The sequence below is a fragment of the Flavobacterium sp. genome, assembly GCF_017744675.1.
In the GTDB taxonomy this organism is placed as follows: Bacteria; Bacteroidota; Bacteroidia; order Flavobacteriales; family Flavobacteriaceae; genus Flavobacterium.
This window is the reverse complement of the sequence record NZ_JAGIAV010000004.1, coordinates 812,518-832,746: the sequence shown is the minus strand read 5'-3', so window position 1 is coordinate 832,746 and position 20,229 is coordinate 812,518. Positions and strand designations below refer to the sequence as shown.

Annotated in this window: 22 protein-coding genes; 8 read left to right on the top strand and 14 right to left on the bottom strand. The window is 32.6% G+C overall.

Going from position 1 to position 20,229, the window contains the following annotated elements:
* Position 1: 1 nt before the first annotated feature.
* Complete coding sequence (prmA, locus tag J7574_RS13855; RefSeq protein ID WP_290969474.1) at positions 2 to 835, bottom strand: 50S ribosomal protein L11 methyltransferase; 834 nt, start codon at positions 833 to 835, stop codon at positions 2 to 4.
* A gap of 115 nt (positions 836 to 950) precedes the next feature.
* Here prmA and J7574_RS13850 point away from each other — a divergent pair, with 115 nt between their 5' ends.
* A complete protein-coding gene (locus tag J7574_RS13850; RefSeq protein ID WP_290969471.1) occupies positions 951 to 2,087 on the top strand; it encodes a hypothetical protein in 1,137 nt (378 codons plus the stop codon).
* Positions 2,047 to 4,371, top strand: coding sequence for a hypothetical protein (locus tag J7574_RS13845; protein ID WP_290969468.1), 2,325 nt, complete (start codon positions 2,047 to 2,049; stop codon positions 4,369 to 4,371). The genes J7574_RS13850 and J7574_RS13845 overlap by 41 nt, the downstream gene beginning before the upstream one ends.
* Before the next feature lie 165 nt (positions 4,372 to 4,536).
* Here J7574_RS13845 and tpiA read toward each other — a convergent pair whose 3' ends face one another.
* The 5 genes from tpiA to J7574_RS13820 form a co-directional block, all read right to left on the bottom strand.
* Entirely contained in the window at positions 4,537 to 5,289 is a 753-nt protein-coding gene (tpiA, locus tag J7574_RS13840) for a triose-phosphate isomerase (RefSeq protein ID WP_290969465.1), read from the bottom strand.
* A gap of 97 nt (positions 5,290 to 5,386) precedes the next feature.
* Positions 5,387 to 5,884 carry a TlpA disulfide reductase family protein gene (locus tag J7574_RS13835; RefSeq protein WP_290969462.1) on the bottom strand — a complete coding sequence of 166 codons (498 nt, stop codon included), beginning with the start codon at positions 5,882 to 5,884 and terminating at the stop codon, positions 5,387 to 5,389.
* Between the two features lie 339 nt (positions 5,885 to 6,223).
* A complete protein-coding gene (locus J7574_RS13830) occupies positions 6,224 to 6,676 on the bottom strand; it encodes a hypothetical protein (protein WP_290969459.1) in 453 nt (150 codons plus the stop codon).
* 189 nt (positions 6,677 to 6,865) lie between these two features.
* Positions 6,866 to 7,966: a BT_3928 family protein gene (locus J7574_RS13825; RefSeq protein ID WP_290969456.1), complete on the bottom strand. Its 1,101-nt coding sequence runs from the start codon at positions 7,964 to 7,966 to the stop codon at positions 6,866 to 6,868.
* A 72-nt stretch (positions 7,967 to 8,038) separates the two neighbouring features.
* Positions 8,039 to 8,581 (bottom strand): DUF1599 domain-containing protein, encoded by a 543-nt coding sequence (locus tag J7574_RS13820; RefSeq protein ID WP_290969454.1) that lies wholly within the window; start codon positions 8,579 to 8,581, stop codon positions 8,039 to 8,041.
* A gap of 143 nt (positions 8,582 to 8,724) precedes the next feature.
* Between J7574_RS13820 and folP the strand changes: the two genes are divergently transcribed.
* Both folP and J7574_RS13810 read left to right on the top strand, forming a co-directional pair.
* Positions 8,725 to 9,549 (top strand): dihydropteroate synthase, encoded by an 825-nt coding sequence (gene folP / locus J7574_RS13815; RefSeq protein WP_290969451.1) that lies wholly within the window; start codon positions 8,725 to 8,727, stop codon positions 9,547 to 9,549.
* A 162-nt stretch (positions 9,550 to 9,711) separates the two neighbouring features.
* Positions 9,712 to 10,344: a hypothetical protein gene (locus tag J7574_RS13810; protein ID WP_290969448.1), complete on the top strand. Its 633-nt coding sequence runs from the start codon at positions 9,712 to 9,714 to the stop codon at positions 10,342 to 10,344.
* Between the two features lie 84 nt (positions 10,345 to 10,428).
* Here J7574_RS13810 and J7574_RS13805 read toward each other — a convergent pair whose 3' ends face one another.
* From J7574_RS13805 to J7574_RS13770, 8 genes are all read right to left on the bottom strand, one after another.
* Positions 10,429 to 10,935, bottom strand: coding sequence for a CHRD domain-containing protein (locus tag J7574_RS13805; RefSeq protein WP_290969445.1), 507 nt, complete (start codon positions 10,933 to 10,935; stop codon positions 10,429 to 10,431).
* A 197-nt stretch (positions 10,936 to 11,132) separates the two neighbouring features.
* Positions 11,133 to 11,606 carry a 23S rRNA (pseudouridine(1915)-N(3))-methyltransferase RlmH gene (gene rlmH / locus J7574_RS13800; protein ID WP_290969442.1) on the bottom strand — a complete coding sequence of 158 codons (474 nt, stop codon included), beginning with the start codon at positions 11,604 to 11,606 and terminating at the stop codon, positions 11,133 to 11,135.
* Between the two features lie 193 nt (positions 11,607 to 11,799).
* Positions 11,800 to 12,105, bottom strand: a complete 306-nt coding sequence (locus tag J7574_RS13795; protein WP_290969439.1) for an antibiotic biosynthesis monooxygenase — start codon at positions 12,103 to 12,105, stop codon at positions 11,800 to 11,802.
* Positions 12,106 to 12,240: 135 nt separating this feature from the next.
* Positions 12,241 to 13,656 (bottom strand): adenosine deaminase, encoded by a 1,416-nt coding sequence (locus tag J7574_RS13790; RefSeq protein ID WP_290969437.1) that lies wholly within the window; start codon positions 13,654 to 13,656, stop codon positions 12,241 to 12,243.
* A gap of 213 nt (positions 13,657 to 13,869) precedes the next feature.
* Entirely contained in the window at positions 13,870 to 14,154 is a 285-nt protein-coding gene (locus J7574_RS13785) for a GNAT family N-acetyltransferase (protein ID WP_290969435.1), read from the bottom strand.
* A 5-nt stretch (positions 14,155 to 14,159) separates the two neighbouring features.
* A complete protein-coding gene (locus J7574_RS13780) occupies positions 14,160 to 14,555 on the bottom strand; it encodes an OsmC family protein (RefSeq protein WP_290969432.1) in 396 nt (131 codons plus the stop codon).
* Positions 14,556 to 14,558: 3 nt separating this feature from the next.
* Positions 14,559 to 15,440, bottom strand: a complete 882-nt coding sequence (locus J7574_RS13775) for a pirin family protein (RefSeq protein WP_290969428.1) — start codon at positions 15,438 to 15,440, stop codon at positions 14,559 to 14,561.
* Positions 15,441 to 15,756: 316 nt separating this feature from the next.
* Positions 15,757 to 16,857 (bottom strand): DNA alkylation repair protein, encoded by a 1,101-nt coding sequence (locus J7574_RS13770; RefSeq protein ID WP_290969425.1) that lies wholly within the window; start codon positions 16,855 to 16,857, stop codon positions 15,757 to 15,759.
* 294 nt (positions 16,858 to 17,151) lie between these two features.
* On the opposite strand from J7574_RS13770, the gene nadC reads away from it, so the two are divergent.
* The 4 genes from nadC (at position 17,152) to bla-B1-FLAV (ending at position 20,214) form a co-directional block, all read left to right on the top strand.
* Entirely contained in the window at positions 17,152 to 18,009 is an 858-nt protein-coding gene (nadC, locus tag J7574_RS13765; RefSeq protein WP_290969418.1) for a carboxylating nicotinate-nucleotide diphosphorylase, read from the top strand.
* A gap of 82 nt (positions 18,010 to 18,091) precedes the next feature.
* Positions 18,092 to 19,015, top strand: coding sequence for a YihY/virulence factor BrkB family protein (locus J7574_RS13760; RefSeq protein ID WP_290969416.1), 924 nt, complete (start codon positions 18,092 to 18,094; stop codon positions 19,013 to 19,015).
* Between the two features lies 1 nt (position 19,016).
* Positions 19,017 to 19,445 carry a DUF2147 domain-containing protein gene (locus tag J7574_RS13755; RefSeq protein WP_290969413.1) on the top strand — a complete coding sequence of 143 codons (429 nt, stop codon included), beginning with the start codon at positions 19,017 to 19,019 and terminating at the stop codon, positions 19,443 to 19,445.
* 10 nt (positions 19,446 to 19,455) lie between these two features.
* Positions 19,456 to 20,214: a subclass B1 metallo-beta-lactamase gene (gene bla-B1-FLAV / locus J7574_RS13750; protein ID WP_290969410.1), complete on the top strand. Its 759-nt coding sequence runs from the start codon at positions 19,456 to 19,458 to the stop codon at positions 20,212 to 20,214.
* Positions 20,215 to 20,229: the final 15 nt, after the last annotated feature.

The window sequence follows — 20,229 nt, the reverse complement described above, 5'->3', positions numbered from 1 at the left end:
TCTAATTTACGTATTTTAAAGATACCCAATTGTTTCTCTGTAGCTTTTTAACATAAGTTAAACCTTTTTCTACGCATGAAGCATCAATAAACGGAATGTCTTCTTCATAAAAACCGCTAAAAAGAATAACTCCCTTTGGATTTAAAGCGTCAACATAAGCCTGCATATCATTCAACAAAATATTTCTATTGATATTGGCAATAATCAAATCGTATTTTTTTCCGGCCAATAAAGCGGCATCGCCTTCATAAACGCTGATATGTTTGCAATTATTGCGTTCAGCATTTTCAATAGAGTTCAAATAGCACCAATTGTCAATATCAATAGCATCGATTGGTTCTGCACCTTTCATTTCGGCTAAAATAGCTAAAATTGCAGTTCCGCAACCCATGTCAAGAGTTTTCAAACCTTTTACGTCCATTTCTAGTAAATGCTGAATCATCATGTGAGTGGTTTCGTGATGACCAGTTCCAAAACTCATTTTAGGTTCGATTACAATATCAAACTCAGCATCAGTTTTTGGATGAAAAGGAGCGCGAACGTGGCATTTTCCATCCACATCAATTGGTTCAAAGTTCTTTTCCCATTCCTCGTTCCAGTTTACCTGATCGATTTCTTCAATGGTATATTCAATTTTAAACTCCTCAGACTGTAAAATATAAATATCATCTAGGATATTCTCATCCCATAAATCTTTCTTCACAAAAGCCGAAATTCCGTTTTCTGTTTCCGTAAAACTTTCAAACGCTTTTTCGCCCAATTCAGCCACTAAAATTTCTGATCCAAGTTCTTTTGGTTCAATTGTAAAATGATATCCTAAATATATATTTGACATAAAATAAAAATTTTTGCAAAGGTAAGAATCAAAAGCAAAACTTGTTCATAAATAAATCAGATTCTCATATTTATTAATGGTAATTTCGATATACTTTTGTAGGAATTTTGATGTTATGAAGAATACGGTTATTATTTTGCTTTTTCTGGTCTTAAACGGTATGGGGTGCGTAAAAGATCATGATGTTGTACGATCTTTTTGCTATTGGAAAACCGATTTGTATTTTCAAGAAGAAGACGATTCTTTGATAAGTAAAATTGGAATAAAACACATGTATGTCCGTTTTTTTGACATCGATTGGAATCCCTATTCCAAAGAAGCGCTTCCTGTTGCTACAATCAACAATGTTTGGTTTAACGAAAATACTCCAGAGATTACACCGTCTATTTTTATTACCAATGATGTGGTTTTAAATACCAATAAAAAACAGTTGGATACGCTGGCTATTCGAATTGCAAAACGTGTCCAGGAAGTAGGGCAGAAAATTATTGAACGAAAAGCAGAAAGAATTGCCTCTGGAATTGTATATCCAAAAGACTATTACAAACAGAAAGATTATAAAAGTCTCAATTACGACTCGATAAGATTGCTAGAATTGGCAAAACTGAAAGTTGATTTTAAAGAAATTTTGATTGATTGTGATTGGACAGAGAAATCGAGAAAAAATTATTTCTATTTATTAGAAAAAGTAAAAAATCAGTTTCCAGATGCCAAGATTGCCGCTACCATTCGTTTATGGCAATATAAATATGCAACAAAAGCGGGAACTCCGCCAGTAGATAAAGGGCTGCTGATGTGTTACAATATCTCGAAACCAGACGATTTGCAGACTAAAAATTCTATAGGAACAAGCAATGAATTGCAGCAATATATAACGCATAGCGACTATAAATTGAAGCTAGATGTAGCGTTGCCGTTGTACAGTTGGGCCGTTGTTTTTAGAGGAAATCAGTTTAAAGGAATTTTATCTGATTATGGAAACATATTGAATGATACGATAAAACTTAAGAAAGTTTCTGATGGCAAATATTTGCTGCAAGATGATATTTTGGTTGGACAAACGTATCTGCGAAACGGTGATGAAATTAGGATTGAGAAAATTTCTGACGCCGAACTCGAAAAAATGATTTCAATTATTAAAAGTAAAATCGCAATTGATAATCAGACTAAAATAACGTTTTTCTCTTTTGACAAAAAATACATTAAAGATTATGGAATCCAGAATATTTCCAAATATTATGAAAGTTTTTAGCAGTTTGTTTTTACTGTTGAGTGTTCAGCTTTCTTTTGCCTGTGGATGGAGCGTTTCGCCCGAAACATCTCGTTTGGCTTTGTTTAAAGCAGAAAGAGAAGGCTTTTTTAGACTAACACCGTTTTATTATTCGGCAGATTGGTATTATTCGACCAATACAATTTCTACAGCCGATTGGGATTTGAATTGTAAAGAATGGCAGAAAAAACTTGGCGCTGGCGTTAAGCCCGAAGATATTTATGCGATCTTATATGCAACAGATTCTGAACAGTTTCAGAATGCATTTGAAAGTAAAACGCTAAAACAGACATTTAGTAAAAATACATTTGTTGAAGCATTGTTATTGTCCAGAAATAAAGCCTTTTTAAAATATATAGTATTGGCTAAAAGTTTAGAATACAATAATCTTCAATATAGTAAATGGGAATCTTGGAGTGATATTAATGGAAAAGTGTATAATAATGTATCAATAGATTCTGATTTTGATAAAAAGATAAAATCGGTTAAAGACGATTTTTTAAAACAGCGATACGCGTTTGTGTATCTAAGAAACAGCTTTTATGGCGGAAACAAACAAGAAGTTATTCGATTGTATGATACGTATTTGGACAAAGAATCAAATACTATTTTAAAACCTTGGGGATTATATTATAAAGCGTTGTGTATAGACAATTTACCAATGCAGAATTATCTTTTAAGTAAAGTATTTGCCTCTTGCGAAGAAAAATCATTTGCCGTTTTACAGCATTATAACTGGAAGCTGACAAACGAAAGTTTGGCTTTGGCAAAAAATGATGAAGAACGCAGTATAATTTTGGCTATCGAAAGTCTTAGAAATCCGGCACCTGATTTAAAAACAATTCAAAAAGTTTATGAACTGAACCCAAATAGCCTGCTTTTGAGTTTTTTAATTGGTAGAGAAATCAACAAACTCGAAGACTGGATCTTAACGCCTCAGTACACCAATGACGGAACGCCTTCGGTAGTATTTGACAGAGATATTTGGTATGAAAATTATGCCACTGCTAGAGCGAAAAATTATACTAAAGATATATTTTATCTTAGACAAGTTCGTGATTTTTTAATAAGTATTCATAGTAAAACTTCTGGTGAACAAAGAGATTATTTAAGTGCGGGAATCGCTCAGATTTTGTTTTTAAACGATGAAATAGATTTAGGAAAGAAATATACTGCCATGATTTCTGCAAATGCCAACCCGTCTATACAAATGCAGAAGAACATGCTTTTGGCTTTGGTTTCTTTAAAACAAGATGATTTGAAGAATGAAAAAGTGCAAAACCAGCTTTTTACGTATTTCAATTCCATCGAAAATTTGGTGGAAAAGGATAGCGGATTATTTAAAAATTTATACAGTTTGTATCGTATTGCAAGCGAAGAATTCTATAAAAAAGGCGACGCAGTTTCCGCAGGTTTATTTTTTATGAAATCTGATATTAAAAACGGAGGAGAATATTCAGCATACAGTAATCCTTATTTTTACACTTATTTAGGTTATTTTGATCGTCATGCTACGGTTGAAGATATGGATCGATTAATGGCTTTACAGAAGAAAGAAAATAAAACGCCGTTTGAAAAATATCTTTGCACAGGAACAATCGCGCCAGATGTCAATTACTACAAAGATTTAAAAGGAACCATTGCTTTTAGAAATAATAATCTCGAATTGGCTTACGAGACATTTGCCAGCATGCCAAAAGACTTTTGGGATAAAAATTATGAGTTTAAAAATTATTTAAACGAAGATCCGTTTAAACCAAAGATTCTTCAAAAACAGGAAGAGCGCAAATTCGATTATCATTTTAATAAAAGAGATTTTATTGCCAAATTGATTCAGTTGAAAAAGCAAAATACTGCCACAAGCAATTTACAATTGGCGCATGCGTATTTTAATGTTTCGTATTTAGGAAATTCCTGGATGATGAGCGCTTACGATTGGACCTCTGGAGAATCTTATATTGATTACGTTTATGGCGATAACACTGAGAATAAGAAGAAGTATCAAAACGGAAATTATTTTCATTTAAATACGGCAAGATCATATTATCAAAAAGCGCTTAAAATGTCTAAAAATAGCAACGAAAAAGCCATGGCAAGCCTAATGCTTTTCGAATGCAACTATTACGGATATTATGCCGATTTTATAGATGATAAAAGACCAGCTTTTAAAGCCGGAAAAGAACTTCGAGATTTTTATTCGCTTTATAAAACAACATCAGTGTTTAAACAATACAATTGCCCGCTTTTGAAATCATTTATTAATTAATCTTTTGTGAAATGTGAGAGGTGAGATGTGAAAAGATGAAAGATGCAAGAGAAAAGATAGAAATATAAAAAAAGCGTTCGCACAGCGAACGCTTTTTTTATATGTGAGATTCAAAATCTAAAATCTAAAATCTAAAATCTAAAATCTAAAATCTAAAATCTAAAATTAGATAGCTGTAACAATAGCTAAGAAATCATCTGCTTTTAAAGCAGCACCTCCAATTAAACCACCATCTACGTCTGGTTTAGAGAAGATTTCTTTAGCGTTTTCTGGTTTTACAGAACCGCCGTATAAAATAGAAACTTCATCAGCAATTTCAGCTCCAAAAGCTTTACGGATAGTTTCTCTAATAAATTCGTGCATTTCTTGAGCTTGCTCTGGCGAAGCAGTTTCTCCAGTTCCGATAGCCCAAACTGGTTCGTAAGCTAAAACAATTTTAGACCAAGATTCTTTTGCAATATGGAATACACCATCGCGCAATTGATTTTCAACAATGTTGAAGTGATTTCCAGACTGGCGATCTTTTAATTCTTCTCCAAAACAGAAAATAACAGTCATGTCATGTTTTAAAGCAGTATCAACTTTGTTTGCGATTAAAGCATCTGTTTCGTGGAAAATAGCTCTACGCTCTGAGTGACCTAAAATTACAGTGTTAACGCCAATGCTAGTTAACATATCTGCAGAAATTTCTCCTGTAAAAGCACCACCTTCAGCTTGGTGAACATTTTGAGCAGAAACTCCAATAGTTGTGTTTTTTAATTTTGTCGCTGCCGCTTGTAAGTTTACAAAAGTTGGCGCTACAATTACTTGTGCATTAGTTTTTGCTGGAATTTTAGCGATTAACTCGTTTAATAACTCTTCAGTTTGCGCTGCATTTTTATGCATTTTCCAGTTTCCTGCAACAATCGATTTTCTCATTTTGGTAGTTTTATATTATTTTTTGTTTTTTGTTTAAAGTAAAGCCAAAGTTCAAATTGATATTTAAATTTTGACATTGAAATTGACATTGAAAAGATTATTTCAATGACTGTAAAGTAGAATTGATTTTTTCGAAATCAGTTTCTATAGCGCGGTATAAAACAATTTTACCTGTTTTGTCAATTATGATATATCTCGGAATCCAATCTAAGTCGATTGCTTTTCCAAAAACACCTTTCATACCGTCATTCATCATGTAATGATCGCCTTTGTTTAACTCATGTTTTTCGATTCCTGCTTTCCATTTATCAGCTGTTTTATCAGCAGAAAGGAATAAGTAAGATACATCAGGATTATTAGCTTGCAATTCTTTTAATTTAGGCATTGCTTTTACACAGTCTCCACACCAAGAAGCCCAAACTTCGATCACCAAAGTTTTTCCTTTATATTTTTTTAAGATGTTTTTGAAAGTAACTTGGCTTCCATCTGTTGCTGATAGTTTTTCAGACAAAGCTTCTTTAGAAAAAGTTGTTTTCTGAGCTTGTGAGCAAGAAAAAGTAATAAACGCAATTGCGACTAGGACTAATTGTTTCATATTTTATTAAAATTATTTTTATTAAGGTACTGAATTCACAAAGTTAAACAAACAAATGGAATGCCAATTGTACATTAACAAAATTTGAAGAGTCGTTTATTTTGTAACAAATTGACGTTTTTTGGTTGAAAAAACCGTTTTGAAATCGTAATAGTTGGCTATTAATTCCGTCGTTTTTTTTAAAGTGATTTTTGAGATGATAAAAAATGAGGAGTTTTTTGTCTCGAAAAGAATTTTTAAACAAAAAAAACGTCTGATTTTAGATTATCTAAAAGTTAGTTTGAAAGTAATTTTTTAAAAAAAAGAGAGCTTTTTTTAAGTTCTCTTTTTAATTAGATTCTAAATAGATGTGTCAATTAAGATTTTATAAATACCTGTATTTTGATTAAATTGATAAGAGGCATTCTTAATTTCAAAACCATCATATTCCGTATGAGAACAATCTTTAGTAATTCTCTTTGCCTTTACATAAAACTCAAAAATTTTCTTTTCCCCAATATTTACAGAATAATTAATCGTTTCTGTTTTCCAACCAATACTAGAAAAAGTAAGGACATTATAATTATTTTCAGAGATCAATTTAAACTCCACTTTTGCAGAACTATCATCTAAATTTTTTACAATAATATCCTTACTGTTATAAGTGCCGTTAGTAAATAAGTTTTCTCCAGTGGTTTTGTCTACAAGCTCAAAAGAAAACCCCGCTGGAGGTGTAGTACACAATTTATTGTTTTCGCATCCATAAGTAATAATTAGGAAGAAAAGTAAAAGAGACTTTAGAAGAGTTTTCATAGGCAAGTTTGTTTTTGGTTTGTGAAATATAAGAATAGTACTTGTGTTTTTTATTAGATGTTTTTGCAAATATATTATAAAAGGCTATGTTTAATATTTTTCTTACTTAATTTATTGAAATAATTTTAACCAAAAAAGAAAGCCAATTCAACTGAATTGGCTTTCTAAAAATTTATATTTTTTGAAATTTTATAATTTCAAATCATCAACATCATTGTAGTGTACTTTTTGAGCAATGGTTCCGTCATGAACGACAACAATACTTGGATTTGCTCTTTCAACCGTTTTTAAAGCTGTCCCGTCACAGAAATAGAAATCAATATCTAAAGCATACTCTTTTTTCGCTTTAGCAATTTCATCAGCTCCAGAAGCTGTCATTCCGATTACTTTATAGCCTTTTGCTTTTGCATCTGCAGTAACTTTTGCTAATTTTTTCATTCCTTCTGGATTCGATAAATTCAAATCGTAAGTTACGTAGATTAACAGCTTAGGCTCTTTTAATAATTCTTCTTTATAATCAGAATCATCTTTTGTCATGGTGAAATCGTGAATAGGAGGAACGTAGCCTTCTGAAATCACTTTGTCTTTACGGTCAACAAATACGGCTCCTTCTGGAATATTCATTAGATCTTTTTCTGTAAATTCTTTATCAACTCCATTTACTTTATAAATGAAAATCATTTCTACAACCGATTTTGGAGCTCCTTCTGGAATTTCCATTCCCTTCTCGATGTTGGTTCCCACTTTATACGGACGGAAATCTTTGATAGGATTATGATTGATAACCCAAACCGCCATAAACACACATAAAACAATGCTGATTAAGGTAATGATATTGGTAACTAATTTTGAGAATAGAGGTTTTACCAGTTTTTTATTGATAAATAAAATCAAGATAAAGAAAAGTAAAACAACATCTTTTGTGAAGGATTGCCAAGGTGTTAAGTGTAAAGCGTCTCCAAAACAGCCGCAATCTTTTACCACATCAAAATAAGCAGAATAGAAAGTCAGGAACGTAAAGAAAACGATTAGCAATAATAAAGCCCAAATCGTTAGTTTTGATTTATAGCCAACCAAAAGCATTACACCTAAAACTACTTCAAGAATTACTAAAAAGATCGCTAATCCTAAAGCTAAAGGCTCTAGAAATGGCATATTAAAAACGGGTTCGCTAAAATATTCAGCCAATTTATAAGAGAAACCAACAGGATCGTTCAGTTTTATTAATCCAGAAATAATAAAAAGTACACCGACAAATAATCGGGAGAATTGGGTAATGATGTTCTTCATGATAAATATTTAAATATTCAAATTCCAAATTCCAAGTTTAGCATTGGAATTTGGAATTTATAATTTGAAATTTTATTTAGTAATAGGATTAAGAATTAAAGCAAAAACAGAATAGTTAATCATATCCTGATAATTGGCATCGATACCTTCAGAAACCAATGTTTTTCCTTTATTATCTTCAATTTGCTTAACGCGAAGGAGTTTCTGCAAAATCAAATCGGTTAAAGAACTCACACGCATGTCGCGCCAAGCCTCGCCGTAATCGTGATTTTTAGCTTCCATTAAATCTTTGGTCAATTTTACTTTAGCATCATACAATTCAGTTGCTTTTTCAACGTCAAGATCTGGCTGATCTACAACGCCCAATTCCAGCTGAATCAAAGCCATGATAGAATAATTGATGATTCCGATAAATTCTCCTTTTTCGTCTTCATCCACTTTACGAACTTCGTTTTCTTGCAAACTTCTAATTCTCTGTGCTTTGATGAAAATCTGATCGGTTAGCGATGGCAGTCTTAAAATTCTCCATGCACTGCCATAATCTTTCATTTTATTGATAAACAATGTACGGCAAACCGCGATAACATTATCAAACTCTTGGGAAGTATTCTTCATTTATATGCTGTATATTTGCTAAAATTTCTTCAAAAATAGGGAAAAATTAAAGAGTTTCAAGTTTCAGGTTTCAAGTTTTTCTAAACAAATTGTTAATGGGATTAACTTGAAACTTGAAACTTGAAACAAAAAGAACAAATATCATGACAATTAACTGTAAAGGAGAGCTTATTGATTTATCGATTCCAAAAGTAATGGGAATCTTAAATGTTACTCCAAATTCTTTCTTTGATGGAGGGAAATATAAAAATGAAGATGAGATAATTTCCCAAGTTGATAAAATGCTTTCGGAAGGGGCAACATTTATTGATATTGGTGCATATTCTAGCAAGCCAAGCGCTGAGTTTGTAACTGAACAAGAAGAAATTGACCGAATTGTTCCTGCAATCGAATTGATTTTAAAACATTTTCCGAAGACTTTATTGTCGATTGACACTTTCAGAGCTGAGGTTGCAAAAGCGAGTATCGAAAGTGGTGCAGCGATTATAAATGATATTGCGGCTGGAGAATTAGACGACAAGATGTTTGATGTGATTGCGCATTACAATGTTCCGTACATAATGATGCATATGCGTGGTAATCCGCAGACGATGCAGAGTTTGACACAATATGACGATATAATAAAAGAAATGCTTTTTTATTTTTCAGAAAAAGTAAAAAAAGCCAGAAGTTTAGGAATCAATGATCTGATTTTGGATCCAGGTTTTGGTTTTGCCAAAACAATAGATCAGAATTATGAAGTGATGCAAAAAATGGAACTTTTTAATATCTTAGAGTTACCTGTTTTGGCTGGAATTTCAAGAAAATCAATGATTTATAAAATACTTGATATTACACCGAAAGAAGCTTTAAACGGAACTACCTTCTTGAATACTATTGCTTTGACGAAAGGAGCAAAAATTCTTCGTGTGCATGATGTGAAGGAAGCTGTGGAATGTGTTGCTTTATTTGGTAAATTAGGAGTTTAATTAGATTTTGTGTCATTTCGACGAAGGAGACTCGAGCGAACAGGCCGAAGTAAATCAAACTAGAAACTTGACAAAGATTGGAAAATCACTTTGCGGAATCGCGCGTGTGATTCCTCGTACCTCGGAATGACAAACTTTACATAAAATAGTTATAAAAAAAATATGAAATACTTTCCTCTACTTATAATTGTTCTTCTATTTTCTTGTGGAAAAAAAGAAGACGTTTTATTGCCAAAATCGAATGTTTCAATTGTAAAAGATGTACAAGACCATTCACCGATTTACATCTTTTTTAAAGTTGACGGAAAAGATACTATTGCTGATTTGAATAGAAAAAGTGCTATTATTTCGACCAATTGGATTTTCAATGTAGATAAACGGTTACCATTGAAATTGGTAATTCCTGAAGTAATTAAAATGCAGGAAAAAAAGCGTAACGAGAAGATGCATCAAAACGAAGAATCTCAAAACTATTATTCTTATGCAGATTCTATTGGAAAGAATTTAGCTTTTCTGCCTTTCACGAAAGTGTTTTATAAAATGGAGAAACCTACTGCAGGAAGTTTTGTGGTTTACTTTAAAAAAGGTAAAAAACAAGTTTTTATGGCAAATCAGGAAATTAAAATATCAGAAATACTAAAACAATTCTACAGCATAAAATTTGAGAGAGTGCCAGATTTAGTGTTCTTATTTGATAAGGATATGAGTTATGAAGAATATATTCAATATAAAATTTTGCTTCAAAAAGACGTGACGTACAATCTTGATAAACTTCCAATAGAATTTATTTTCTAAATAAGTTCACAAAGAAGAAAACAATAAATATAAAAAGCCTTTCTATACGTTAAGAAAGGCTTTTGTGTTTGCGATTAAATGGTTTTAATAACCACCGCCTCCGCCTCCGCCTCCGCCTCCGCCTCCGCCTCCGCCTCCGCCACCGCCACCTCCGCCAGAGGTATCAGTTTTTGTAAGGGTACCACTGATTTCGCCATTAGGATAGGCAGTAGTGTGTAAATTAACGTAATAGTGATTAGCCATCAGCTCGGTAATTTGTGCATCAGTTATAGAACCAGATATAGATATTGGAGAGGTAGATACACTTGCATCTGGAAACGGAATAACAATTGTGCCGTCTGCCGCATGTATATGACCATGTATTGGTACTAGTCCTGAAAAATTCACTTTAAGATCAAACGTTTTGGCACTTTGATTTAATTTAAGTGTCGCCGTTTCTGAAGCTGAAGATGTTACGCCTGTAACTGGGGTCAGATTAGCAGTAAATGTCACAATTACAGGTGGTGTGTAATTGTCGTCGTATCCATTAGAACACGAAATTCCAATTAAAAGCAATAGTAGGATTGCAGAAACGCGAAATAAAGATTTCATAATTATATGCTTTTTAGGTTAGAAAAAAGGTTAAAAAACTATAATTATTAAATTTTATTAAGATTTAATAAATCAGTATAAATTTACGATTTTATTTTTTAAATCTTAATGTAAATGTTTGATTTTTAAATAAATGTGTATTTTTGGAGAATATGGTTTTTAGCTAAAACCTGAAACCTGAAACTTGAAAAAAAAATTTATTGATGATGGTAAGGTTCGTTTCGTAATATGGTAAAACCCCGATACAATTGTTCGATAAAAAACAAACGAACCATTTGATGAGAAAACGTCATAAGCGAAAGCGAAATTTTTCCTTGTGCTTTTTTATAAACAGTTTCAGAAAAACCATAAGGTCCGCCAATTACAAAAACTAAAGTTTTGACACCAGAATTCATTTTCTTTTGCAATTCGTCAGAGAAACCAACGCTTGAAAAAGTTTTTCCATTTTCATCCAATAAAATCAATTGATCTGTTGGAGAAAGTTTAGAAAGAATGAGTTCGCCTTCTTTTTCCTTCTGCTGGCTTTCAGACAAGTTTTTTACATTTTTGATATCTGGAATAATCTCCAGTTCAAATTTGATATAAAATGACAAACGTTTGGTGTAATCGTCAATCAAAGTCTGAAGCGATTTGTTGTCTGTTTTGCCTATTGCGAGAAGTTTGATGTTCATTATTTAAGTTTTTTTGCCACGAATTTAATTTAAACACATAGAAACATAGTTTTACTTTATCTGCAAAAGGCGTTTCACTAATTTAAATACACATAGCTATGTGTTAAAGCTTGCTTTTTCTGTAAACTTAAACAGAAACAATAAAAAATCTATGTTTCTATGTGTTTAAATTTTTATGCAAAGCTAATTTCAATTATTGTTTTTTATTTTCAAAAACGGTTTCAAAATGTTCTACAATTAGAAACGGTTCGTAATAATGATGCAGAATCTTTTTCCATTCCAAATACGCTTCAGATGTTCTGAAACCTACAGTATGATCTTCCAAAGTATTCCAGTCTACTAATAAAAGATATTTGTTTTCGACCTCAAGGCATTTTTCCAAACGATGTCCTAAATAACCATCAATTGATGAAATGTATTGACTCGCTTTTGCAAAATCAGCTTCAAATTGAGAGGCTAATTCTGGTTTTACATAAAGAAATGCGGCTTCTAGAATCATAGTAGATTAAAATTTTATCTGCTTGATCTGCTAAATCTGTGGGAGTATAATTTTTTACTCTCGCAGATTTAGCAGATTCAGGTGATTTATTATTTAAAAAATCTAAGGCTAATCTTCGTACAGATTAGCCAGATATTAGTTTTTAGAAAACTTAGCTTCAAAAGCTTTAAAACGATTATCTAAATCTTTTAATAATTGTTTCTTAACCGAAGCGTCCTGAATAAAACTGTAATTGATGCTGTTGTAAACGTATTTTTTAATTGTTTCGTAATTCACATCAGGATATCTTTTTGCTAGTAAAACATATTGTTCTGTCATACTGCTTCTTAAAATTCCAGCATCGTCTGTACTGATTACGATTGGAACATTAAATTCTTTGTAAAGCGTAAACGGATGCCTGTTTTCTTTTACTTTCAAAATGAATTCGTTGCTCACCAAATTAATCTCGATCGGAATATTATTTTTTGACATATATTTCAATAAATCATACGAATTTGCTTCGTATGCCATATCAACTCCGTGACCAATTCTATTTGCTCCCGCAACATAAACAGCGTCATTAATATGCCAAGTCAATTCTTCTGGCTGAACCAAACCTAATGTAAGTTCGCCTGCGTGAAGCGTATATTTTACATCTGGAAATTTAGAATGGCAGTATTTAAACATTACCATGTGCAACCAATAGTCTTTCATAGAAGTTTGTCCGTGTTCTGGAGAAACAATATTTACACCCGCAGTCAGTTTGCTTTCGCTTGACGAGATAAAAGCAATAACTAAGTTTTTGAATAAATCTACAGGTTCCATAAAGCGAAGCACAAAGTTTTGATAGCGCATGGTGAACTTGTCGTCATCCATTTTTAAATCTTTATGCAGCTTTGCTATGAAATTATTGTTGAAATCTAAAGCATATTTTTTTGCCTCTTTTTGCTGAAGCGATTTGTACAATTCGTCCAAAACTTTTAGAACTGCTTTTTCATCTTTCTGTTCTGCAGCCTGACGCAATTTTGAATTGAAATCGGTTAAGTCAGAAACATTCATATCACATGGAATTGTGGATAATTGCGTTTCGATATAAGCTACATTTTCTGCAATGGCACGCTTTTTTAATTCGAGCATTCCTTCAGCAAAATGACCCGGAATTGTTGGTTCGAATTTTAGAAAAGAATCAAAAAATAAATCGTCTGAAGGTACAGAACCATTATAGTCTTTAACAGACCAGGTTTGCATAATCTGCTGTTCGTAATACTCTAATTTTCCTTTGTTTTTAAGAGATGAAAAGTTTTCCCAGTTCCCTTTTTCAGGTTTGGTTTTAGAAACCGCCATAGTTTCCAGATTCAAATAAAAGTCTTCTGCAATAGCTCTTTCTAAAAGAGGTTCTGAATAAACAGATCCTGAAAAATGGTGGTGTAAATCTCCTCCTTTAGGCATTTGTTGGAAGAAAGCTGTTAAAAGAGCTTCATTATTTCTGATTTTTTCTAGATAACTCTCAGCCGATTGAGAAAAGCCAATTTGTGCTATAAAAATGCAGAAAAGTGTAATTATTCTTGTCATACTCTAAGATTAAATTACGCGCAAATATACGACTTTCTGCGAAAATTTGAAAACGGAATTTCGGTTAGGGATTTTTTACCGCAAAGAACGCAAGGTTTTGTTACAAGTTAGACTTAGTATAAACGCAAAGTTCGCAAAGCTTTGTCTAAAAAACCTTGCGAACTTTGCGTGTTTTGCGGTAAAAAAATCTTAGAACCTTAGTATCTCAGAATCTTAAGAAAAAAGTACATCATGTATTTCAGGGACTTTTTCAAAAACGCTTTTCGCGAAAGGACAAAGCGGAATAATTTTTAAGTTGTTTGTTCTAGCATAATCTACTGCTGCCATAACTAATTTTTTGCCAACGCCTTTTCCGTTAAAGTCTGGGCTCACTTCGGTATGATCTATAATAAATTTTGAATCTCCTGCCCAAGTGTAAGTCATTTTTCCAGCTTCTTTTCCGTCTTCTATAGCTTCAAAGTAGCCTCTTTTGGTATCGTTTATTTGTTGAATTTCCATTGTAATTATATTAGTATGGTTTTAATTTCGATTGCGTGTGTTAGGGTTTTGTGAATGGGACAGCTATTAGCAATCGTCTCTAATCTTTGTCTTTGTTCTTGGTCAACATCACCAATCACTTCAATTTTTCTGGTAAATGAGGTGCAATTTCGTTCGGAATCTCTTTCAAAATCAATTTTGATATTAATTTCCTCCACGTTCCATTGCTTGCGATTGATATACATTCGTAGAGTAATCAACGTGCATGAAGCCAATGATGAAGCTAAAAGTTCGGTAGGATTTAAACCTAGATTTTTCCCGCCCATTTGTACAGGTTCATCTGAAATTAAAACATTTCCAGTTGCAGAAGTAATTTCCGTACGATACAAACGCGTATCTATTTTTGCTGAGATTGTATCCATAAATTATTTAATTCTTGGTTCTGGTAATGGTACAAATTCAGTTTCGCCTGGAACTTTTGGAAAAGTCTGGTTTGTCCAGTCAATTTTAGCTTTTTCGATGAGGTTTTTATCAGATGAAACAAAATTCCAAAAGATAAAGTGTTCTTCAGGGAAAGGCTCTCCTCCAAAAATATATACGGTAGAGTTTTCAGCAATTTCGAATTCGCACAGTGAACTTTCTGTAGTAATAAGAATTTGTCTCGGATCGTATGTATATTCACCGTTTTTAATGCTTCCTTCTAAAATATACAACCCGCTTTCGCCGAATAAATGTTGTCCGATATTTATTTTGGTAGCCTCTTTGCTTTTGATTTCAATAAAATACAACGGACTATAAACAGGAACAGGCGATTTTTTACCAAAAGCTTCACCAGCAATCAATTTGTATGAAACGCCATCTTCTTCCCAAGCTGGAATATCATCTGCTTCAACATGCGTAAAATTAGGCTCCATTTGCTCCAATTCTTTTGGAAGCGCCACCCAAATCTGTAATCCATGAAGCATTTTATCAGAATGTCTTAAATATTCTGGAGTTCTTTCAGAATGTACAATTCCTTTTCCAGAGGTCATCCAGTTTACAGCGCCTGGTTTTATTTGTAGTTCTGTTCCTAAACTGTCGCGGTGCATGATGCTTCCTTCAAACAAAAAAGTAAGTGTAGAAAGCCCGATATGTGGGTGTGGAGGAACGTCCATGTTTTCATGGTCACTTAAATGGGCAGGTCCCATATGATCGATAAATACAAATGGTCCGACAGCTCTTTTTTCGCGAAAAGGCAATAATCGCCCAACCATAAAATTACCAATATTGGCTGCGCGTTCTTCGATGATTAAACTAATGTTTGACATGGTGATGATAGTATTTGATTTGAAAACAAAATTACAGTGCTAGTGTGTGTCTGTAACTTAATTTAGATTAAGAAAGGTTGTTTGGATTTGTGTTATAAAAATAAGAAAAATCGTTTAGTAAAGTTTTAGATGTTTATTAAATTTAAGTTTAGTAGTCCCAAAGGGACGAAATATTTATAGAAAGAATAATAGCTTATAGAATATAGCCCCATAGGGGCGCAAAATATGTCGCTCCGCTGGAGCTTTTTTAATAATAGGAATTGTTTTTCTATAAATATTATACTCCGCTGGAGCATTCCAAAGCTTAATGATTTAATTAATCGATCAACTCAAACTCCAAAACCTCACTCTCAGTTCCATTAATTATAATCGACAGTTGATGAATTCCAGTATGAAAAACACGAGTCGTAATCAATTTAAAAGACTGATTTCTTTCAATCTTTGTTAATTGGTTTGGGTGATAGACTTTCTCACTGATTTTGAAAACTTTTTTTGCCAAATGTCCTTTTGCTTTTTTATAGTGAACGGCATATTCTAAACGAACTGTTTTAGGATCTTTGTTCTTGTTATTTAAGTGAAAATGAAACTGAAGATGATCTCCAATTTTTACTTTTGGCGTTTTGATTTCAAAAGAGGAAAGTTCAATATTGGTACTTTCTAAACCGTAATGGCTTAAAATTTCAGGATGTCCTTGTTTTAATAAAGTTCGGCATCCGTGTTTAATGATTCCGTCGGTTTCTTTGCTATGGCCTTTCCATTTAGAAGCTATTTCAAGCACGATTTCAGGATTATCTTTGGCAATATCGTTTAAATTATTAGCAACACTTCTTCGAACATATTCTGAAGGATCATTTTTTAGATTTTCTAAAATAGGCAGGATAGAAGAAGGATCTTTTTTAAGAAACGGAATCGCCATTGCCCACGGTAATCTTGGCCTTGAACCTTCGCTTGCCAATCTGCGAACGTGATGATTTTCATGAAGAGACCATTTAATCATTTCGTCGATCATTCTTTCTTTATACTTTAAAATAAAAGGGCGAACAGCAAACTCACAGCTTATAAATTGGGTTATAGAAACAAAGGCTTTTACTGAAGTCTCAAAATCTTCTAAACCATACATTTCAATATAATCGGCAAAGAAAATAAAAGCCAGATTGCCATCAGTAAAACTGTTTTTCTTTAAATTTTCGATGATTTTATCAATTAAAGAAGCGGCTTCAGCAAAATTTTGCGGCATAAATTTATGCAGCACAACTGTAGTGTGTTTCATTCTTTCTTTCCATTCCTTCTGCGTAAAATCGCCTTCGTAAATTGCTTCAATGAATTTTTGTTTGTTGAATGCAGGATGCACCTCGGCAACGGCCTGACCAAATTTTTCGTAAAAAGAAACTGAGTATATATCTTTAATTAATCCCATAAATTTTGCATGATTGAATCTCAAAGATATTTAATGTTTTTCTATTTTTCTACCATTAAGGTATTAAGTTTATTAAGGTTTTGAGCTTAATTTTTCTTAATCAATAGATTGCTTAAAAGAAATTTTTAAAGCTCATTATTGGTTAAAGTAGCATTAAGAAGTTTAAACTTAATTTTCTTAATGTCTTTATGGTTAAAAAAGAAAATTTTAGTGTTTTAAAATACTTTTCGCAGAAAGGAAACTTTTAAATCCATAAAATAAGTCCTAATTTAGCATATTATTAAAAACAGAAAAATGATAAGCGAAGCACAGTTTCAAGCAGAATTACAACTTTTGATTAGTAATGCCATTAGAGAAGATGTAGGACCAGGAGATTACAGTTCGTTAGCTTGTATTCCAGATACAGCTCACGGTCAGGCAAAATTATTGGTAAAAGATCAAGGAATAATTGCTGGTGTTGAATTGGCAAAAATGATATTTGCGTATGTTGATCCGAATCTAAAAGTAAAAACTTTTATTGAGGATGGAACGCATGTCGAATATGGCGAAGTTGTTTTTGAAGTTTCAGGAAGCTCGCAGTCGATATTAAAATCTGAACGAGTAGTTTTGAATACAATGCAGAGAATGTCTGCAATTGCTACAAAGACACATCATTTAATGGGACTTTTGGAAGGAACAAATGCTAAGATTCTAGATACACGTAAAACCACTCCAAATTTTAGAGCTGCAGAAAAATGGGCAGTAAAAATTGGCGGAGGAGAAAATCACCGTTACGCCTTATACGATATGATTATGCTGAAAGACAATCATATTGATTTTGCAGGTGGAATTACGCGTGCGATTTCTAAAACAAAAGAATATTTAAAAGAAAATAATCTAGATTTGAAGATTATCGTTGAAGCTCGCGATTTAGATGAAATTAGAGAGATTTTATTAAGCGATGGCGTTCACAGGATTCTAATTGATAACTTTAATTATGAAGATACCAAAACTGCTGTTGCTTTAATTGGTACAAAATGCCAAACGGAATCTTCTGGAAATATTAGCGAAAAAACAGTTCGAGAATATGCTTTGTGCGGTGTAGATTATATTTCGTCCGGTGCCTTAACACATTCTGTTTATAATATGGATTTGAGTTTGAAAGCTTTTTAAATTATTAATTGTAAATTATCAATTATTAATTTTTGAAGTCTAGAAGTCTAACGATCTAAAAGGTCTAAAAATCTAAGAAAATATGTCGCAAGAGATAGAAGATCGGATTGAAAAAATGCCCGTTGTGCGCTCTTTAGCCCGACTTTTTAAAAGAATAAAACTGCCTTGGCTGGAAGGATTTTCGCTGTATGATTTACTTGAAATGTATACTTTAGGAATTATTGAAGGAGCATTTTCGTATCATGCCAGCGCGGTTTCCTTTAGCTTTTTTATGGCTTTATTTCCTTTTGCGCTGTTTATCTTAAACTTAATTCCGTTTATTCCAATAGAGAATTTTCAGGAAGATTTCTTGCAGTTCGTGCAGCAGAGCGTTCCGCCAAATACTTTTGATGCTATTAGTAAAATTATTAGCGATATTTTAAATAATAGTCACTCCGGCTTATTATCATCTGGTTTTTTGCTGTCGATTTTCTTAATGGCAAATGGTATTAATGGAATTTTGAGCGGTTTTGAATCGTCTAAACACGTTTTTGACAAACGCGGATTTTTTAAACAATATCTGGTTGCACTGGCGATTTCGCTAGTAATGACTGTTATTTTATTTGTGACAGTGGCTACAATTGTGGTTTTTGAGGTCTTTATCCAAAAAACAATTATTCAAGATGTGCTAAGTGATCGAATTCCGCTGATTATTTTAGGGCGATATTTGTTTGTTGTTTTAATGATTTTGATAACTTCTTCAATATTATTGCGTTACGGTACAAAACAATATAATAAAGTGCCTTTTATAAGTATTGGTTCTGTATTTACAACGATCTTAATTGTTATATCTTCGTTCTTTTTTGGGATTTGGGTTATAAAATTTTCAAAATATAATGAACTTTATGGTTCTATTGGGACTTTATTAATTCTAATGTTTTATATTTGGATAAACTGTATGATACTGCTTTTAGGGTTCGAACTAAATGCTTCTATCAGAAAATTAAAACAAAAAAAAACTTACTAGTATGAAAAATTGGATGTTAACAATCGGTGTTTTTTTCTTTGCGCTAACCATGCAAAGCCAAAGTGTAATTGGAAAATGGAAAACAATTGATGACGAAACTGGAGAAACAAGATCGGTTGTAGAAATTTATGAGAAATCAGGTAAAATTTATGGTAAAGTAGTAGACATACTTCGCGAAGGACATAAAAAAGATGTATGCGTAAAATGTGACGGAGCCGAAAAAAATAAACCAATTTTAGGAATGACAATTATAAATGGACTTAAAAAAGATGGTTCAGAGTATAACGGTGGTACAATACTAGATCCTACTAACGGTAAAAAATACAAATGTTACATAACATTAGAATCTGCAGATAAATTAAAGCTTCGCGGATATGTTGGAATATCATTAATGGGAAGAACCCAATATTGGACAAGAGTCAAAAATTAATTAAAATCTAATGCGAAAAGTTGCTTCGATAATTTTACTCTTAGTTATTGTTTCCAATAGCTTTGGACAATCTAAGAATTCGCCATTACAAATAAGTCATCTTGCAGGTGACTTTTATGTTTATAGAACTTTTAACGATTATAAAGGCGTTAAAGTTTCTGCCAATGCCATGTATGTGGTTACCAACGAAGGTGTTGTTGTTTTTGACTCTCCTTGGGATAAAACGCAGTTTCAGCCTTTGTTAGATAGTATTGAAGCTAAACATAACAAAAAAGTTGTAATGGTTTTTGCAACGCATTTTCATAAGGATCGTGCGGGTGGATTGGATTTTTATAGAAATAAAGGAATTAAAACCTATTCAGGCAAATTGACAGACGAAATTCTTAAGACGAATAAAGAGGGAAGAGCCGAATTTGTCATTCCGAATGATGCAACTTTTACCGTTGGTCAATATAATTTTGAAGCCTATTACCCAGGTAAAGGACATGCGCCAGACAATATTGTGGTTTGGTTTGGAAAAGAGAAGATTCTTTACGGCGGATGTTTTATCAAAAGTGTTAACGCAGACGACCTAGGTAATCTAGGAGATGCGGATGTTAAAGAATGGGAAAAATCCATTAAAAAAGTACAATCAAAATTTAAAAATCCAAAATATGTTATTCCTGGGCATGATGATGGAACTACAAGTGAGTCTATCAATTATACTTTGAAATTGGTTCAGGATTACAATCTTTCAAATAACGCTTCTCCTAAATCAGGTCAGAAATAAATTTACTGGCTTATA

Coding starts and splice junctions, on each gene's coding strand:
- prmA (WP_290969474.1), bottom strand. CDS start 835: ATGTCAAATATATATTTAGGATATCATTTTACAATTGAACCAAAAGAA.
- J7574_RS13850 (WP_290969471.1), top strand. CDS start 951: ATGAAGAATACGGTTATTATTTTGCTTTTTCTGGTCTTAAACGGTATG.
- J7574_RS13845 (WP_290969468.1), top strand. CDS start 2,047: ATGGAATCCAGAATATTTCCAAATATTATGAAAGTTTTTAGCAGTTTG.
- tpiA (WP_290969465.1), bottom strand. CDS start 5,289: ATGAGAAAATCGATTGTTGCAGGAAACTGGAAAATGCATAAAAATGCA.
- J7574_RS13835 (WP_290969462.1), bottom strand. CDS start 5,884: ATGAAACAATTAGTCCTAGTCGCAATTGCGTTTATTACTTTTTCTTGC.
- J7574_RS13830 (WP_290969459.1), bottom strand. CDS start 6,676: ATGAAAACTCTTCTAAAGTCTCTTTTACTTTTCTTCCTAATTATTACT.
- J7574_RS13825 (WP_290969456.1), bottom strand. CDS start 7,966: ATGAAGAACATCATTACCCAATTCTCCCGATTATTTGTCGGTGTACTT.
- J7574_RS13820 (WP_290969454.1), bottom strand. CDS start 8,581: ATGAAGAATACTTCCCAAGAGTTTGATAATGTTATCGCGGTTTGCCGT.
- folP (WP_290969451.1), top strand. CDS start 8,725: ATGACAATTAACTGTAAAGGAGAGCTTATTGATTTATCGATTCCAAAA.
- J7574_RS13810 (WP_290969448.1), top strand. CDS start 9,712: ATGAAATACTTTCCTCTACTTATAATTGTTCTTCTATTTTCTTGTGGA.
- J7574_RS13805 (WP_290969445.1), bottom strand. CDS start 10,935: ATGAAATCTTTATTTCGCGTTTCTGCAATCCTACTATTGCTTTTAATT.
- rlmH (WP_290969442.1), bottom strand. CDS start 11,606: ATGAACATCAAACTTCTCGCAATAGGCAAAACAGACAACAAATCGCTT.
- J7574_RS13795 (WP_290969439.1), bottom strand. CDS start 12,105: ATGATTCTAGAAGCCGCATTTCTTTATGTAAAACCAGAATTAGCCTCT.
- J7574_RS13790 (WP_290969437.1), bottom strand. CDS start 13,656: ATGACAAGAATAATTACACTTTTCTGCATTTTTATAGCACAAATTGGC.
- J7574_RS13785 (WP_290969435.1), bottom strand. CDS start 14,154: ATGGAAATTCAACAAATAAACGATACCAAAAGAGGCTACTTTGAAGCT.
- J7574_RS13780 (WP_290969432.1), bottom strand. CDS start 14,555: ATGGATACAATCTCAGCAAAAATAGATACGCGTTTGTATCGTACGGAA.
- J7574_RS13775 (WP_290969428.1), bottom strand. CDS start 15,440: ATGTCAAACATTAGTTTAATCATCGAAGAACGCGCAGCCAATATTGGT.
- J7574_RS13770 (WP_290969425.1), bottom strand. CDS start 16,857: ATGGGATTAATTAAAGATATATACTCAGTTTCTTTTTACGAAAAATTT.
- nadC (WP_290969418.1), top strand. CDS start 17,152: ATGATAAGCGAAGCACAGTTTCAAGCAGAATTACAACTTTTGATTAGT.
- J7574_RS13760 (WP_290969416.1), top strand. CDS start 18,092: ATGTCGCAAGAGATAGAAGATCGGATTGAAAAAATGCCCGTTGTGCGC.
- J7574_RS13755 (WP_290969413.1), top strand. CDS start 19,017: ATGAAAAATTGGATGTTAACAATCGGTGTTTTTTTCTTTGCGCTAACC.
- bla-B1-FLAV (WP_290969410.1), top strand. CDS start 19,456: ATGCGAAAAGTTGCTTCGATAATTTTACTCTTAGTTATTGTTTCCAAT.